A 16,422-nucleotide genomic window follows, 5' to 3' on the forward strand; every position below is an offset into this window, starting at 1 on the left:
CGTGAGTGGCAAAGAGGGTTCTAACCCTCTTTGCCACTCACGACCCTGCGCGAAATAGCTCATACAGGCGTAAATCGGACGCTCTATCGCCGCCGAGTGTCCCATGTGGACACTCGGGTCGCGGCCGGCCCTGCCTGTCAGTCCGAACCCTGCCCTTTGGCTTACCCCTCAATAGACCCCCCCTTTGCCACTCACGACCCTCTCGCAACACTGCGAAAAGTGCTTAAAACGGGCGTTCCGACTGGTAAGAGTGTCTCTTGCGGACGGTCGAGGTCGCGATCGGCTCACGTGGACAGCTCAGATCGTGCCGCGAAGGCCCTGCTCGGCAGAGGGCCCAACCGGACTGACTGAACAGGGCCGGCTAGATCTCGTCCCAGGGGTTGCTCTCGTAAGCCTCGGTCAGGATCCGCTGAGTCTCCGGCGCGAACGGCAGCGCGACGTCGTCCACGGACGCCACCGGCCAGCCGACCGACTCCGAGTTGGTCAGGAACATGGCGTCGAACCCCGGCAAATCCGCCGGACGGACTTCGCGGGTCTCCTGCGGGACCCTGTGGCGCGTCAAGCCGCGCCGGATCAGTTGCTGGCTGATCCCGTCCAGCACGGGAGCCTCCGGCCAGACCACCGTGCCGCCGTCGAGGAAACCGACGTTCCAGATCGACGCTTCGCTGATCCGGCCCTGGTAGTCGACGAACACCGCGTCGTCGTAACCTGCCATCATCGCCTCACGAGCGTGGTGGACCAGGCCGAACGTGCCGACGTGCTTGACCTCCGGCAACACCCGTTCGTAGCGCACGGAGCGCAGGCGCAACGGCGTCAGCTCGTGTTCCTTCGGCGGCCCTGTCCGGACGAGGACATCCGGGGCGGCGGGCGCGCCGGGATCGGACCAGTCCATCGCGCGGGAGAAGATCAGCACCCGCACGGACAGCGCGTCTTCACCCCGGATGGCCTGCCGCACGTAGCCGCGCACCGCCTCGGTGTCGAGTTCGCTCGCGAACATCCGCCGGGTGCTCGTCTCGAGCCGCCGAAGGTGGAGGTCGAGACCGCGGACCTTGCCGTCGCGGACCTGCATCGCGGTGAAGTGGCCATAGCCGAACGCGCCCGCCAGGTCTTCCGACCGGGCGGGCGCGCCGTTGAGTTCCAGCTTCAAGTCAGGCGACCGTGACGCCGGTGAACTTGACCTCGGTGTTGGGCGGGCCGGTCCCGTCGCCATTGCCACCCTGGACGTTGGCGCCGGCCTTGGCGACCTTGTCGAGCACCTTCAGGCCCTCGTCGGAGATGCTGCCGAAGACCGAGTACTCCGCGGGCAGTTCGGCCTCGCCGTAGACCATGAAGAACTGGCTTCCGCCGGAGTTCGGCTGCTGCGTCTTCGCCATCGCGAGGATGCCGCGGCCGTACTTGATCTCCTTGAACGCCTCGTCCGGCATGGTGTAGCCGGGGCCGCCCATGCCGCTGGCCTCGGGGTCGCCGCACTGCAGCATCTGCAGGCCGCTGGTGCCGAGCCGGTGGCACTTGGTGTCGTTGAAGTAGCCCTGCTGGGAGAGGCTGATGAAGCTCTGGACGGCGCACGGGGCGAGCGCCCGGTCCAGCGTCAGCGGGATGTCGCCCGCGGTGCTCTTCAGCACGACGTTCACCGTGCCGTTCGAAGAGACGTCCTTGCCTTCCGGCTTGTTCACCTTCTTCGACGCCTGCTTGGAGGAGTCGTCCTTGTAATCGCAGGCCACCGGGTTCGCCAGCGGCGTCGGCCGCTTCGGCAACGGAGTGCGCTCCGTGGGGATGGTGACCTCGGGGGTCGGAGGAGCCGAGCTCGGGGAAGCGTCGGAGGCGGCGTCGTCACCACTGTTACTGCTGACGATCCACCACACCGCGCCTGCCACGATCGCGACGACGCCGACGACCGCCACCGAGCCGACGATCCTGCGTCGCTTGGCCCTCTCGGCCCGATGCACGATCTGTCGCTCGAGCTTGCGCTTCGCGGCTTCGCGGCGCTGCTGGTTGGTCGGCACCCGCCCTCCCGGTTTCCACTCGATGTCACACGTCTGAGGTAGCGGAAGTCTATGGGCACAGCCTGTGAGACCCCCGTACAGGGGCCGCTAGGCTTACTTGATCGTGATCAGGGCCATCCTGTCACCTGTTCGGCGGAAGATCTGAGGAGGCGTTTCGTGCTGGTTGTCGGATTTCCGGCAGGCCCCCTCGAAGCCAACTGCTACCTGCTCGCCGCGGACGGCGGCGGGGAGTGCGTGATCGTCGATCCCGGAGAGGGCGTCGCCGAACCGCTCGAGGCGGCACTTTCCGGACACGGCCTGACGCCGGTCGCGATGCTCGCCACCCACGGCCACCCGGATCACGTCGCCTCGGCGGACGAGATCGGCACGCGCCACGGGATACCTCTCTATCTGCACGAGGCGGACCGGCCACTCCTGGGGCCGGACGCCGGTGAACGGAAGGACGGGATCGTGTCACTCGCCGATGGCCCGCTCAGGCTGGCCGGACTGGAGATCACGGTGTCCCGCACACCGGGACACACCGCCGGTTCGGTGGTCTTCGGGCTGACCTCCGCCGAGGGTGGCCGGATCGTGCTCACCGGGGACAGCCTGTTCGCCGGTTCGATCGGCCGGTCCGACGGCGACGGCGACGAACTCGTGCGGTCCCTGGGCGCCCAGGTGATGACGCTGCCGGACGACACCGTCGTCCTCCCGGGGCACGGCCCGGCCACGACGATCGGGCAAGAGCGGGCGGGCAACCCGTTCCTGGCCGGGACGGGCGCGTGATGACCGAGCCGACCGGGACGCCCGAGACCCCTGAGCGTCTCCCGCTTTTCCACGACGACCCCAAGCTCCGCCGCAGGCGCGGCTGCTCCAGCATCGCCGGTGTGGTGATCTTCGCGGCCGCGTTCGGCGGGATCGCCGGGCTGATCGGCGGCGAGATCGTCGGACTCGTGGTCGCCGGGGTGATCGCGCTGCCGCTGATCTACATCATGTTGTACAACCTGCGCCGCCGGGTCTGGCTCGAAGCCGACACGCTCATCGTGCGGACCTGGGGCGTGCGTCGGATCGACCTGACCGCGGCCGAGCGCATCGACCTGGTGATCAGCGACGTGCGCGGTACCCGGACGGTCAGCCTGCTGGTCAACGCGGGCAAACGCCGCAAGGTGGCGAAGGTCGACCTGGCCGTGTACTCCGGCGCGGGCGGCCGCGAACTCGGCATCCTGCAGCTGCGCAAGCTGGCGAACGCGCTGCTGAACAACACCGACGCGAACGGCCTGGTGTTCTCGGAGCTGCTGGTGGCGCAGCTGAAGTCGGAGGCACGCGGGGACGCGGCGGCGGAACGGCCGCTCTACCGGCTGGCCTCGGCGGCTCCCAGCGGGAAGTACATCCAGCGGTTCACGATGGAGGCCGTCAGCCGCTTCGTGGCGACCTTGGACTGAGCCGCGGAGCCTTCCCGAGTGTCATGAAAGGGTCTTTCAGGACAAAATATGTCCTGAAAGACCCTTTCATGACACTTGCCCAACGTGGGCCTCGGCGGTTTCCAGCTTCTCCAGCCGGGCCTTGATCTCTTCCAGCTGGTAGACGATCTCCGGCAGCTCGCCCGCGGCGAAGGTCGCCAGCCGCTCCGAATGCTTGAGCGTCGCTCGCACGTCGTCGAGCGCGGCGGCGATCCTGGGGACCGCCTCGACGGCCTCCAGCGTGGAGACGAGTACACGCCGCGCGACGGCGGTCAGCTGTCTCGGGACGGCGAACATGGCGTCGAACATGGCCCCTCCGATCACGCGGCGAACCTCGGGTGCGGCCTCTTCGTACCCGACTCCGGCCCGTGATCGCGAGGGGGACTCGCCCTTTGGGGTGCCTGTGGCTACAGGGACTCTTGAGGCTCCCGCGAGGCGATCAGCGCGGCCAGCACGGTGGTGACCGGGACCGCCGCGACGATCCCGACGCTGCCGGCCAGCGTCCGCACGATCTCCTGCGCGATGTCCTCCGCACCGAGGATCGAACCGAGCCCGACCCCCGAAAGCGACGTGTACAGCAGCACCGGCAGCGCCGCCCCCGCGTACGCCATCACGAGCGTGTTGACCGCCGAACCGACGTGGTCACGGCCGATCCGCAGACCCGCGCCGTAGAGCTCGCGCCAGCCCAGCGACGGGTTCGCCCGCCGCAGTTCCCACACCGCGCTCGTCTGCGTCACCGTGACGTCGTCCAGCACGCCCAGCGCGCCGATCACGACACCCGCCAGCAGCAGCCCGCGCGCGTCGATCCCGTGCCCGAGCGAGCCGATCAGCTGCGACGTGCTGTCGTCCAGGCCGGTCAGCGAGGCCGCGGCCGAGAAGATCGCCGACAGGACGCCGATCAGGATCAGGCTCACCAGCGTGCCCAGCACCGCCACCGAGGTTCTCGCGGACAGCCCGTGCGTCAGGTACAGCGCGACGAACATGATCGCGCCCGCGCCCGCGATCGCCACCAGCAGCGGGCTTTCCCCGGCGAGGATCGACGGCAGCACGAACAGCGCCAGCACCAGGAAGCTCAGCCCGAGCGCGATCAGCGCGGCGAGCCCCTGCCAGCGGCCCAGCACGATCACCGCGAGCGCGAACAGCCCGGCGAGCAGCAGCAACGGCGTCCCACGCTGGAAGTCGACGATCTGGAACGACGCGGGATTCGCGACGTCGCCGCCGTTGTAGGACAGCACCACCTTGTCTCCCGCGGCGAACCGCGGCGTACTCGGCTCGATCGGGAGCGTCAGCTTCAGCGGCTTCCCGGCCCCGGGGCCGTCGGTCATCGTCACTTCGCTGGTGAGACACGGTTTCGCGTCCGGCGGCGGCTCGCCGACCTGGACCTGGCCCTCGGCGAGGCACGGCCCGGTGATCGTCGCGGTGACCGTCGCGCTCACCGGGGTCCCCTGGGGGAACACGCTTTTCGCCGGATCCTTGCCCCACGGGTAGAGCAGGATCATGCCGGCGACCGTCGCGACGGCGAGCGGGATCAGGAGCCACATCAGCAGCTGCCGGACCCGGCGCGACGCGGGCGCGGCGGGCCCGTGACCGTGCGAGTGCCCGTGGCCGACCGGCTTGGGCTCGGGTTTCGGTTCCGGCTTCGGTTCGGCCGCGCGTCGCTTGCCCGGCTCGGCCGGTCGGGGCCGCTGTGCCGGGGGCCGGGGACGTCGTGGGCCCTCCGGCGGCGGGGTCCGGCGCGGCGAACGGGACGTTCCGGGCGGACGATCGGACGGGGTGTCCGTTACGCGGCGAATCGGGCCGGTGTCGTCGTCGGAGATGTCGCGGCGGTTCACCCACACATCCTCCACAGTCGGTGACGCGTCCCGCACACGGCCTAGCCGAACGCCTGCCTCAGGTGGACTCGGCGGTAGGCCGAAGGAGGGGTGTCGAAGTGGTCCAGGAACGCTTGGCGAAGGGTCTCGGTCGACCCGAAACCGCATCGCCTCGCGATCGAAGTCAGCGGGAGTTCGGTGCCGCACAACAGTTTCGCCGCGTTTTCGGTCCGTGCCGCCCGCACGTACCTGCTGGGCGTGGTGCTCAGGTGCGCGTCGAACAACCTGGTCAGCTGCCGGGTGCTGATGCCCGCCCGTTCGGCGAGGACGGTGGTGCCGAGATCACCGGCGAGGTGTTCGGCGACGTACGCGGTGATGTCGCGGACGAGCCGGTTCTCCGGCGGCGGACCGGACAGGAACATGCTCACCTGCGCCTGATTGCCCGGTCGTTGCAGATAGGTGACCAGCATGCGGGCGGTCTCCCTGGCGAGGCTGGGGCCGTGATCGTCCTCGACGAACGCGAGAGCGAGATCGATCCCACTGGTGACGCCCGCCGCCGTGTAGACGTTGCCGTCGCGCACGTACAGCGGCACCGGGTCCACGTTCACCAGCGGATAGTTCGTCGCGAGCCGGTTGGCGAATCGCCAGTGGGTGGTGGCGCGGCGTCCGTTGAGCAGTCCGCACGCGGCGAGCACGGTGGCGCCGGTGCACACCGAGGCGACGCGACGGCTCTGCTGCGCGAGCCTGCGGACGTGGGTGACGAACCTCGGGTCGGCGGCGGCCGCCTCGTGCCCGCTGCCGCCCGCGACGATCAGCGTGTCCAGTTCGCCGGCCACCTGGTCGAGCCGGTGCTGCGCCTGGAGGACCAGCCCGGACTCGCAGCGGATGCCGCGGCCGTCGACGCTGGCGAGCATGATCTCGTACCCCGGCTTGCCGCCGAGTTTGCTCGCGGCGTCCAGGACGTCCGCCGGACCGGCGATATCGAGCATTTCGGCATTGCTGTAGCCGACGATCAACACTCTTCTGGGTGAACCCGGCATGATCGAACGCTAGCAGTAGCGCCCGGCCGTCGGACGTTGTTCGCAGGAATCCGGACATCCGGCCCGCCGCGGTCTCGTCCCTGCGACACGGTTGTCCCCATGACAGACGACAAGAAGACCATCGCCTTCGTGGTGTACCCGGGGATGACCCCGCTCGACATGGTCGGGCCGCTGACCGTGCTGGACGGGATGGCGAGTTCGGGACAGGAGTACCGGACGGTCGTGGTCGGCGAGACGAAGGACGCGGTCGTCACCGACAACCCGTTGAAGCTCGTGGCGACGCACACCTACGACGAGGTCCCGTCGCCGTACGCGCTGCTCGTGCCCGGCGGCGCCGCGCCGACACTGAAGGCACTGGCTGACGAGAAGCTGATCGGCTACCTGCGGAAAGCGGGGGAGAACGCGGAACTCGTGACCTCGGTGTGCACGGGATCGCTGCTGCTGGGGCAGGCCGGTCTCCTGGAGGGCCGCCGGGCGGCGACGCACTGGATGTTCCGCGAACTGCTGGGCGCCTTCGGGGCGGAACCGGTCGCCGAGCGCTGGGTCGAGGACGGGAACGTGATCACCGCCGCCGGGGTGTCGGCGGGGATCGACCTCGCGCTGCACCTGGTCGAACGGCTCGTCGGCGCCGAGATCGCGCGGACGATCCAGTTCGTCATCGAGTACGACCCGGAGCCGCCGCAGGGCCCGCTCGACTGGTCGAAGCGGCCGTACGGGGACCTCAAGCCGTTGCTGGAGCACACGCTGAACGAGGCGCTCGCGGACGAACCCGCCTTGAGGGACAAGCTGCTCGCGCACACCGGATAGCGAGGGGGGGCGGCCATCCGGGTGAGAAACCGCCGAAACGGGGACTGCGCCGGGTTACATTCGGGTCATCCGTCCAGGTGATAGGTGGTCCGTGGAGTTCAAGGTGCTCGGCCCGCTCGGGGCCTCCGTCCCGCTCCCGTCGGCGGCTCAGCCCCGTCGGGTGCTCGCGGTGCTGCTGACCAGGCCGAACGAGTTCGTCCACCGGGACACCCTCGTGGACGAACTCTGGCCGCGGGATCCGCCGTCGAGCGCCGCCGCGGTCGTGCAGATGGCGATTTCCAAGCTGCGCAAGGCGTTGTCGCCCGGGGTGCCGGTGGACGACGTCCGGCAGCGGCTGCGGGCGGGCCGGGGCGGGTACCGGCTGACGGTGTCGGAGGGGGAGCTGGACGCCGCCGGCTTCTCCGGGCTGGCAGGCTCGGCCGCGACGGCGACCGGCGCCGAACGCAGGGCGCTGCTCGAACGGGCACTGGGGTTGTGGCGCGGCCGGGCGTTCGCCGACGTCCCGGCCGGTCCGCTGGTGGAGGCGCACCGGCTGTGGCTCGAAGATCAGCGGTGTTCGGTACTGGGCAGGCTCGTGGAACTGGAGCTCGCGGCCGGTGACCACAAGGCGGTCGCCGACCGGTTGGGACCCGAACTGGCCGCCCGGCCGGGTGACGAGCGCTTCGCCGGATGGCTCGCCGAGGCGCTGCACGGGCTCGGTCGCCGGGACGCCGCGCTGGCCGTCCTCGACCGGTGCCGTCAGGCGCTGTGGGAGCACGCCGGTGTCTCGCCGGGGGAGGACCTGCTCGCGACCCACCGCCGGATCGCCGGAACGGGCTGGTCGGCGGGCGGTCCACCGTGCGGCCTTCCCCCGGCGACGCCGGACTTCACCGGCAGAGCCGGGGAACTCGCGGACGTCGCACGCGCACTGCGGACTCCCGCGCCGGTCGTGTTGCACGGCGCCGCGGGAGCGGGGAAGAGCACGGTGGCCGTCCAAGCCGCGTGGCGGACGCGCAAGCGGTTCCCGGACGGTCAGCTCGTCGCCGATCTGCGGGAGACCGGCGATGTACTCACCGGGTTCCTTCGCGCGCTCGGCTTCGCGGAAGCGGAACTCCCCGCCGACCGCGCCGGGCTGATCTCGTTGTGGCAGAGCCACACCGCGGACCGGCGGCTGCTGGTGATCCTCGAAAACTGCCGGTCCGAGGCCGAGGTGCGGCCGTTGCTGCCGAGCGGTCCCGGCTGCGCGACGATCGTGACGACGAGGCGACGGCTCGCGGGGCTGGTCGGGGCGCGACCGGTCGAGGTCGGTCCGCTGCCCTACGCGGAATCGCGGCTGCTGCTCGGCGCGGTCGCCGGAGAGGGACGGCTGGCCGCCGAACCGGACGCCGTCCGCCGGGTGCTGGCCTGTTGCGACGGGCTCGCGCTGGCGGTGCGCGTGGCGGGGATGAAGCTGGTGCAGCGGCCGAGACTGAGCGTCGCCGAGTTCGCGGCGCGGCTGGAGAACGAGCGCCTGCGCCTCGACGAACTTGCCGCCGGAGACCTGGCCGTCCGCCCGGTGCTCGCCGCGGCCCTCGCCGAGCTTTCGTCAGGACAGCGCGACTCCTTGCGGTTGCTCGCTTTTCCCGGCGCGACCGAGGTCGCCGACTGGTTCGCGACGGCCCTGCTGGGTCGTTCGTCCCGCGAAGCTGCCGAGCTGCTCGACGACCTGGTGGACGACCATCTGCTCCACGTCGAGCCGGATCAGGCCGGTTTCCCCCGGTACCGGCTGCCAGGGCTGGTCCGGCTCGCGCATCGGGAAGCGCCGGACCCCGTGGCTCTCCGGCGTGCGCTGACGGTGATGGCGGCGTTGGCCGAACACGCTTCGGCCGCGCTCGGCGCCGAGTATCCGCCGCCTCGGCGCATCGACGCGCCTGCCGCGGCCGCGGACCGGGTCGCGGCCGATCCGGTCGGCTGGCGTGCCGCGGAGTCCGCGAACCTCGCGCTCGCCGTCCGGACCGCGAAGAACCACGGCTGGACCGAGCTGACCGCGCGGCTGGCCGAGGCCTACAGCGACCTCGTCGGCCCTCGGAACGGCGGTTCGGCCGCCTGGCTCGGGTTCGGCGTCGTGCGTGATCGCCTCGACCTGCCGGCGGAGGCGGAGAAACTGCTGAAGCTCGGCCATTCCCACGCCGACGCGGGGGATCTGGCGCGGGCGAGGACGTGCTATTCGCTGGCCGAGGCCCGCTTCCGCTCCTCGGGCGATCCGCGGGGCACCGGGGCCGCGCTCGTCGCGCTCGCCGACGTCGACGCGGACTCCGGCCGGACCCACGCGGCTGTCGGCGCGCTGCGGGAGGCGCTGGACCTGTTGCGGGACTGCGGTGACCTCGCCGGGCAGGCGATGGCGTCTTCCCAGTTCGGCTCACTCTGGGACGACCTCGGCGACTTCCGGCGGGCGAAGGAATGCTTCGACGCGAGCCTGCTGCTCTCGTTGCATTGCGAAGACGGGTACCAGCACGACAGATCCGCCAAGCGGTACGCCGACGTCCTGCGACGGCACGGCCGCCTGGACGAGGCCGGCGATCTGCTGACGAGCGCGCTGACCGGCACCCGGAACTCGCGTGAACGCCACTGGGAGGCGCACGTCCTGCGCAGTCTCGGCGATCTTCACGCGAAAGCGGGCGACGCGGGGGAGAGCGAACTCTGTCTTTCGCGGTCACTGGAGCTGTTCGAGAACGCCGGGCACCGGCACGCCGCCGCGTACACGCATCGGAGTTTCGGCGAATCCCTGCGGCTCGCGGGCGAGCACGTCCGGGCCGCCGATCATCTGGGACTCGCGATGAGCACGTTCCGCGAGCTCGGTGACCGCCGGGGCGGCGGATACGCCTTGCTCAGCTTCGGGCGCCTGCGGGCGGACGAAGGCGCCGCGACCGAAGCCGCCGAAGGGCTCCGCACCGCCGCGGGGCTGTTCCGTGAACTGGGATTCCCGGTGTGGGAATTGCGCGCGCTCAAGGACCTTTCCGCCGTCGACACGGGCACACGCCAGCGAGAGCGGACTCGTGAAGCCTTGACGAAGATCCGCTTCGGAACGACCCCGGCATAGCCCGCCGAGGGACCACCGGCCGCCGAGTTTGGCGAAGTTATGGCCCCGGTGTGTTGACTCTCGCTCAAGTGAGCGGACTTCGCGCCGCCCCGAAATCGCGGAACTGGGGGTGGCGGCGCGTGCTCGTGGCCGGGTGACGCCTTCCGAGGGCAGGAGGCGTCACCCGGTTCGTCGGCCTAGGCGCTGTCTTAGCCGTTCACATGCAGCAAGACGTCCGCCTCGTCGAGGAGCCCTTGGTCGAGCGGGAAGTAGCCCTGCCGCGGAACAGGATCGGTCCGGACGCGGGCGGGCGGGACGTCGGAAGCGGGGAGCAGGCCCCAATCCGTGGTGACGTGTTTCCGCAGGAAACCCTCGTAGGTGTCGGGCTCGGGCTCTTCGAGCGCGATGGACTCGCATCGGCCGAGGCTGGTCGCGACGAAGGTGTAGCGATCGCCGAGCAACGGGGCCACCAGCGCGCCGGCGGGGAACCAGGTGACGTCCGTTCCGGCCTTGCGCATCGTGCTCGGCCGGCGGCGCAGGTGGAGATTGTGGGCGAAGACCAGCGTCCTGCCGCGTCCGGCTTCGGCGGCACGGATCTCCAGCAGGTTCCGCGCCATGATCGCGTCCCTGATCGCGACCAGCGGCATGTACCGCTCGGTCGGCTCCAGGGGTTCGGCGCATTGCCTGTGGTAGCGCAGCAGATCGATCCCCGCCATGAGGTGGAGTTCCGCCCGTGACCACGCGTCCGTCACCGGTTCCGGTTTCCGCGCGCGGAGTGCGGCGAGCAGCTCGGCCGCGATCGCGCGCAGCCGGTAGGCCTCCGCGGTGGCGCCGATCGACGAAGCCGCCTCCATGACGGCTTCGGTGCGGCTCCAGCGTTCGTCGTCACCGGCCGGGCCCGCGATGTCGACGTCGAGCTCCAGGAAATCGCGGGCGTACTCGAGATAGCGCCGCGGACTGGGCGCGGAGGTGTTCTCGGTCTGCGTGTCGAAGCCGTGGAACGAAAGCCGTTCCGCGGGAGGACGGTTCTCGTTGAACTCGCGCATCCAGTCGATCAGCCGCCGGTTGGCTTCCACGGTGCCGAAGACGTGGGTGAAGCCCTCGCTCATCGCGAGGTCGAGGGTTCCGGTCCCGTCCTGGACGTGGTCGTTCGCGACGAGCGCGGCGACGCGGTCGGTTTCGAGGGCGATCGAGCGGAAGCCACGGTCGACCAGCTGCGCGAAGAGTTCGTTGCGGATCTCGGCGAAGACCGGGGTCGCGTGCGTCGGCTCGCCCAGGCCGAGCAGGTCGCAGGAGGGGGTCACGAAGTCTCGGATGTCTTGACTCATGAGGTTCAAGCGTATCGTTGATGCTTCGGTTGAAACTTTGGCCGCGTTTCGGGTGTGGGGATGTGGGAAAGCTTCAAACGGGCGGGTAGGTGGTGGCGCCTCGTCCGCCCCCTGTACTTGGAAGGGGGCCTTCACGCGCAGCCGCTGTGACTACTGGTGCGGCCGGGGCGATCCTGAGTTAGTGAAGGCCTCCTTCGCTACCTTCAGGGTAGGTAAGGAGGCCTTCACGGACCTGGCTGCGAGCTACCGCGTCCAGAAGCGACCGCCCCAGCCGCCCCATTCCGGCGGTGCCGTTCCCAAGTCCGTGAAGGCCTCCTTGAGGGACCCAGAGTCCCTCAAGGAGGCCTTCACGGACCACCCGTGGTGAGGAAGAGGGCGCACGAGGCCCTCGCGGCGGCGCAACAAATCCACTTTCGAATAGCTGGCTCTCATTCCTTTCTTCCGCTATAAAGCTTAAAGAACCCTTCGCGCGCGAAGCTGCTTCGCTTGCGAAGCGGCACTTCGCAGGAATGCGCGAGCGCAAGTTATCAGCTGTTGAGGTGAATTGCCGCGTGGCAATGTCCGCGCGGAAGGAATTCCGCTCTAGTTTGTCCCGCATGGTTGAGAAGGATTCGACGGCGCGGACCCGGGAACTGGGCCACCGCATGAAGGCGTTCCGGCAGCGCAGACACTTCAGTGGAGCCGACGTCAGCCGCCGTAACGGCTGGTTGCAGAGCAAGGTCACGAGGTGGGAACAGGGGCTGCGCGAGCTGTCCGTGGTGGACGCGGCGCTGTATCTCGCGACCTGTGGCGAGGTGGAGCCCGAGCGTGATCTGCTGCTGGAACTGACGCAGCCGGGCGGAGACCTGTACTGGGTGCGGCCGTACTTCGACGAACTCGTCGATCCGACGCAATCCCTGGCGATACAGGAGAATCTCGCGCACACCCTCGTGCGGTACGAGTCGTTGACGCTCCCCGCGCTGCTGCAGATCGAACCGTACGCCCGCACCGCCTACGAACTGATCGGCAACCGCGGCCAGGCTCAGCTGGACCAGGTCGTGAACGCCCGGATGGACCGGCAGCGGCTGCTGCGCCAGGATCGCCCGCCGCGATGCCGGTTCTACATCCACGAGCGCGCGCTGCGGTCGGTCGTCGGCGGCCCCCGGATCATGCACGAACAGCTGCTCCACCTCGTCCTGTCGGCGAACCTGCCCTATTGCTCCATCCGGATCGTCCCCGAAAGCAACGAAGTGAGCAGAACGATCGAAAATTCTTTTACCATCATGGAATTCGCGGAGCATCCGGCGGTGGTGTACACGGATTCCTACGCGGCCGGAATGTTCATCGACGACCGGGTGGCGGTCGAGGCGTATTATTCACTTGTCGCGCGACTGGAAAGCGATAGCCTGACCGAGGAAAGGTCGCGCCGGACGCTCGCCGACTGGGCGGACCGGTACGACCGGATGAACGAGTGACCCGATCGGGGTTTCCCGTCGCCTCTTCCTGGGGTAATCGTTGCGAGTAGCCGAGGAGAAGGAGGACGTGGTGACGAAGACGCAGGACGGAGCCCCGGTCACCGAGGCGGAGATCGAGCGGAAGTACGACTTGGCGGCCGACAGGCCCATTCCGCCGCTGGTCCCGGCCGGTCCCGTGACGAACCAGGCCGACCCGAGGGTCGACGTCCTCGACGCCACGTACTTCGACACCGCCGACTTCCGGCTCGCGCAGGCGGGCATCACGTTGCGGCGGAGGCTCGGCGGAAGCGACGAGGGCTGGCATCTCAAGCTGCCCGTCAGCGAGGACAAACGCGAGGAACTCCGCCTGCCGCTGTCGGGCAAGCCGGAGAAGGTGCCCGGCGCGCTCGCGAAACTGGTCCGGGCGCACACCCTCGGCGCCAAACTCGTCCAGGCGGCGCACTTGCGCACCGAACGCACGTCGTATGCCCTGCTCGACGCGAAGGGGCGCGAAGTCGCGACGTTGACGGACGACGTCGTCACCGGCGAGGCGGGCGGGGAGAAGGCGCACCTCGACCGGTGGCGGGAGATCGAGATCGAACTCTCGCCAGGCACCGACCCGAAAGTCCTCGACAGCCTGGACAGGGCCGTCGTGAAGGCGGGCGCGGAGCGGTCGAGGTGGCCGTCGAAGCTCCGGCGGCTGACCGACGACCTCGTGCCGACGGCCGAGGGGGCGTCGGGCTCTGTGCTGGCCGACTACTTCGCGAAGCAGCTGGACGCGCTGCGCCGCAACGACATCGGGGTCCGCCGCGACGCCGAGGACGCGGTGCACCAGATGCGGGTCGCGAGCAGGCGGCTGCGGAGCGGTTTGAAGACCTTCCGTCGCTCCCTCGACGCCGACGTCGCGAACGGGCTCGCCGCCGAACTCCGCTGGCTCGGCGGCGAGCTCGGGCCGGCGAGGGACAACGAGGTGATGGCCGCGCGGCTGCACGCGGAGGTCAAGGCGCTTCCGGCCGAGCTGGTGCTGGGCAACGTCGAACAGCTGATGACGCGGCATTTCGCGCGTGAGGCCGAGGAGGTCAAGGCACGCGCCATCCGGGCGCTCGACAGCAAGCGGTACACAGACCTGTTGCGATCGCTGGAAAAGCTCGTCGCCAAGCCGCGGAAGATCAAGGACGGCAAGAAAGAGCTGCGCAAGGCGGTCGCGCGTTCGGACCGGAAGCTGCGCGAGGCCGTCGCGGCCGCGAGTGAGCTCGAGCCCGGCGCGGAGCAGGACGCCGCGCTCCACGAGGTGCGCAAGAAGGCGAAGCGCGCCCGGTACGCGGCGGACACGGTCCGGCCGGTGACCGGCAAGAAGCTTCGAAAATGGCGAAAGAACGTCAAGGCCGTGCAGACCACTCTCGGTACGCATCACGACGTCGTGGTCACCCGGGACGTCCTGCGGCTGCTCGGTCTCCGCGCATACGCCGAGGCCGAAAACGCTTTCACCTACGGCCTCCTGCACGGTCGTTCCCTCGCCGCGGCCGAGTCGGCGCACCGGCGGTTCGCCGGGGAATGGCAAGACCTGAGTAAAGGTTCTCGACCGAAATGGCTCAAATGAGGTAGCCCGGGTTGACCTCCCGCGCCTGGTGAGTACCGTCGGGGTGACTTGGTGGTCTGGAGAGAGGCGCCCCCAATGTTGCCTGGCCAGCGCGTACCCGGCGAACCGCCGCCCCTGGCCGTGACCACCAGCCGCCGTGATGACGGCGTCATCGTCCTCACCGCCGTGGGGGAGATCGACGCGGCCACGATCGGACGGTTCCGCACCGAGCTCACCGGTGCGTGTGGCGCGGGAAAGCAAGTGATTCTCGACCTGTCCGGCGTCGGCTTCCTCAGTTGCGCCGGACTGCACGCTCTCGAGGAGGCCAACGCCGCGGCGCCGCGGTTCTCGGTGATCGTGAAAACCGCTTTGGTGTCAAGGATCTTGGACGTCAGCGGGGTCGGAGCCGGCCTCGACGTCCGGCGGGAAGTCGAGGACGCCCTAGGCGCGGTCAGCCGTCGAGTTCGACCTCGTCCGCGCTGACGTCCGGCAGCAGGCCGCGCCAGCGCGGGTTGCGCAGGCAGCCCGCCTCGGTCCAGCCGCCGAAGACGACCTCGCCGACGATGGTCGGCCGCGACCAGTGCGCGTCCCTCGCCTGTTTGTCCGGCACGGAGTCGAACGGGGATGTCTTGCGCTCCAAGCGGAAAAGCCGCCGGGACAGCTCCTCCAGCTCGTCGACGGCGAAACCGACGCCGACGTTTCCGATGTACCGCAAGCCGTCCTCGTGCGGGACGCCGAGCAGCAGCGAACTGAACGTGCCCGCCCGGCTGCCACCGCCCGGCCGCCAGCCGCCCAGCACCACCTGCTGGACTCTCGTCCCGGTGATGGAAAGCCATTCCCCGGTACGTCTTCCCGGGTGGTACGCGGAGTCGGCCCGTTTGGCGATGATGCCGGCGAGCCCGTGTTCCCTGGCCGCCCGCGCGACCGCGCCGCCGTCCCCGAGGTAGAACCGGGGGACCTGCCAGTGCGGTCCGGCGAGACCGAGCTCGTCGAGAAGCTCCCGCCGTTCGACATAGGACGACTCGGCACAGGACCGGCCGTCCAGATGCAGGAGATCGTTGACCAGGTAGAACGCCGGGTACCGGGAGGTGAGCCGTTTCGCGGACGCCTTCGTCGCCCGGGCGCGGTGCCCGAGCCCGTCCGGACTCGGCTTCCCTCCGTCGAAGACGACGATTTCCCCGTCGAGAAAGGCTTCGGTGGCACCGAGTTGTTCGCCCAGCCCGCGGAATTCGGGGTACAGCCCGGTGACGTCGTCACCTGAATCGTCGTAGGCGGTGACCCGGCCGCCGGACACGCGGATCAAGGTGCGGCGCCCGGACCAGTCGAATTCGTAAGCCCATCGCGCGTCTTCGCCGGTGGAGGGGAGACGCCCCGGTTTGGTCAGCATCGGCGCGAGGAACGGCGGAAGTTCCGCGCGGCCCGGTTCGGCGGGATCGAGCCGTTTGAGCAGCCAGCCGCGATCGTTCCCGTCCTTCCGCACATTGAGGAACAGGTATTTCCCGCGGGCCCGTTTCCCGTGGAAGACGACCTCGACCTTGTGGTTGTTGAAGTGCAGTGTTTCGTACCGGCCGGTGTCCCAGATGGTCATGGTGCCGCCGCCGTATTCGCCGGCGGGGATTTCACCTTCGAAGGTGAGGTATTCCATCGGGTGGTCTTCGGTGTGCACTGCCAGGCGTTCGAGGTCCGGCGACATCGGCAGGCCCTTGGGTACCGCCCAGGAGACGAGCACGCCGTCCCGTTCGAGTCTGACGTCCCAGTGCAGGCTGCTCGCGTGGTGTTCCTGGATGACGAAGAGATCGTCGGCCCCGGTCTCCCCGTCGCGCTCCGGAAGGGGTTCGGGAGTCCGCCCCGGTCTGCGCTTACGGCGATACTCGCCGAGTTTCTCCGCCATGGTCGGCCAGCGCACCCCTCTCCGGATCCGGTTCCGCAAGCCTAGCGCCGTTCA

General features: G+C 69.4%; 14 protein-coding genes. 7 read left to right on the top strand and 7 right to left on the bottom strand.

Annotated features, from left to right (window positions below):
• Positions 1 to 361: 361 nt before the first annotated feature.
• Positions 362 to 1,147 carry an aminotransferase class IV family protein gene (locus tag CFP71_RS35370; protein WP_093938296.1) on the bottom strand — a complete coding sequence of 262 codons (786 nt, stop codon included), beginning with the start codon at positions 1,145 to 1,147 and terminating at the stop codon, positions 362 to 364.
• Position 1,148: 1 nt separating this feature from the next.
• Positions 1,149 to 2,003 (bottom strand): peptidylprolyl isomerase, encoded by an 855-nt coding sequence (locus CFP71_RS35375; protein ID WP_093938297.1) that lies wholly within the window; start codon positions 2,001 to 2,003, stop codon positions 1,149 to 1,151.
• Between the two features lie 156 nt (positions 2,004 to 2,159).
• Here CFP71_RS35375 and CFP71_RS35380 point away from each other — a divergent pair, with 156 nt between their 5' ends.
• Together CFP71_RS35380 and CFP71_RS35385 are read left to right on the top strand one after the other, a co-directional pair.
• Positions 2,160 to 2,768, top strand: a complete 609-nt coding sequence (locus CFP71_RS35380; RefSeq protein ID WP_093938298.1) for an MBL fold metallo-hydrolase — start codon at positions 2,160 to 2,162, stop codon at positions 2,766 to 2,768.
• On the top strand, positions 2,768 to 3,424 hold the full coding sequence (locus tag CFP71_RS35385; RefSeq protein ID WP_093938299.1) for a hypothetical protein: 657 nt from the start codon (positions 2,768 to 2,770) through the stop codon (positions 3,422 to 3,424). The genes CFP71_RS35380 and CFP71_RS35385 overlap by 1 nt, the downstream gene beginning before the upstream one ends.
• Before the next feature lie 66 nt (positions 3,425 to 3,490).
• Here the strand turns inward: CFP71_RS35385 and CFP71_RS35390 are convergent, their stop codons facing one another.
• The 3 genes from CFP71_RS35390 to CFP71_RS35400 all read right to left on the bottom strand — a co-directional run bounded on the left by CFP71_RS35390 (position 3,491) and on the right by CFP71_RS35400 (position 6,293).
• A complete protein-coding gene (locus CFP71_RS35390) occupies positions 3,491 to 3,766 on the bottom strand; it encodes a hypothetical protein (RefSeq protein ID WP_425266643.1) in 276 nt (91 codons plus the stop codon).
• An 83-nt stretch (positions 3,767 to 3,849) separates the two neighbouring features.
• Entirely contained in the window at positions 3,850 to 5,274 is a 1,425-nt protein-coding gene (locus CFP71_RS35395; RefSeq protein WP_093938301.1) for a YibE/F family protein, read from the bottom strand.
• A 41-nt stretch (positions 5,275 to 5,315) separates the two neighbouring features.
• Positions 5,316 to 6,293 carry a GlxA family transcriptional regulator gene (locus tag CFP71_RS35400; protein ID WP_093938302.1) on the bottom strand — a complete coding sequence of 326 codons (978 nt, stop codon included), beginning with the start codon at positions 6,291 to 6,293 and terminating at the stop codon, positions 5,316 to 5,318.
• Between the two features lie 99 nt (positions 6,294 to 6,392).
• Between CFP71_RS35400 and CFP71_RS35405 the strand changes: the two genes are divergently transcribed.
• Positions 6,393 to 7,100 (top strand): DJ-1/PfpI family protein, encoded by a 708-nt coding sequence (locus CFP71_RS35405; protein WP_093938303.1) that lies wholly within the window; start codon positions 6,393 to 6,395, stop codon positions 7,098 to 7,100.
• A gap of 91 nt (positions 7,101 to 7,191) precedes the next feature.
• Positions 7,192 to 10,158, top strand: a complete 2,967-nt coding sequence (locus CFP71_RS35410) for an AfsR/SARP family transcriptional regulator (protein ID WP_093938304.1) — start codon at positions 7,192 to 7,194, stop codon at positions 10,156 to 10,158.
• Between the two features lie 188 nt (positions 10,159 to 10,346).
• Here the strand turns inward: CFP71_RS35410 and CFP71_RS35415 are convergent, their stop codons facing one another.
• Positions 10,347 to 11,465 carry an erythromycin esterase family protein gene (locus CFP71_RS35415; protein ID WP_093938305.1) on the bottom strand — a complete coding sequence of 373 codons (1,119 nt, stop codon included), beginning with the start codon at positions 11,463 to 11,465 and terminating at the stop codon, positions 10,347 to 10,349.
• A gap of 596 nt (positions 11,466 to 12,061) precedes the next feature.
• Between CFP71_RS35415 and CFP71_RS35425 the strand changes: the two genes are divergently transcribed.
• The 3 genes from CFP71_RS35425 to CFP71_RS35435 all read left to right on the top strand — a co-directional run bounded on the left by CFP71_RS35425 (position 12,062) and on the right by CFP71_RS35435 (position 14,960).
• Complete coding sequence (locus CFP71_RS35425; protein ID WP_093938307.1) at positions 12,062 to 12,919, top strand: helix-turn-helix domain-containing protein; 858 nt, start codon at positions 12,062 to 12,064, stop codon at positions 12,917 to 12,919.
• A gap of 70 nt (positions 12,920 to 12,989) precedes the next feature.
• A complete protein-coding gene (locus CFP71_RS35430) occupies positions 12,990 to 14,498 on the top strand; it encodes a CYTH and CHAD domain-containing protein (RefSeq protein ID WP_244199958.1) in 1,509 nt (502 codons plus the stop codon).
• A 75-nt stretch (positions 14,499 to 14,573) separates the two neighbouring features.
• Complete coding sequence (locus CFP71_RS35435; RefSeq protein WP_093938309.1) at positions 14,574 to 14,960, top strand: STAS domain-containing protein; 387 nt, start codon at positions 14,574 to 14,576, stop codon at positions 14,958 to 14,960.
• Here the strand turns inward: CFP71_RS35435 and CFP71_RS35440 are convergent.
• Positions 14,929 to 16,383, bottom strand: coding sequence for a DNA polymerase ligase N-terminal domain-containing protein (locus tag CFP71_RS35440; protein WP_093938310.1), 1,455 nt, complete (start codon positions 16,381 to 16,383; stop codon positions 14,929 to 14,931). The two genes, CFP71_RS35435 and CFP71_RS35440, sit on opposite strands and share 32 nt — an antisense overlap.
• Between the last annotated feature and the right edge of the window lie 39 nt (positions 16,384 to 16,422).

This window comes from Amycolatopsis thailandensis (assembly GCF_002234405.1).
GTDB classification, from domain to species: domain Bacteria; phylum Actinomycetota; class Actinomycetes; order Mycobacteriales; family Pseudonocardiaceae; genus Amycolatopsis; species Amycolatopsis thailandensis.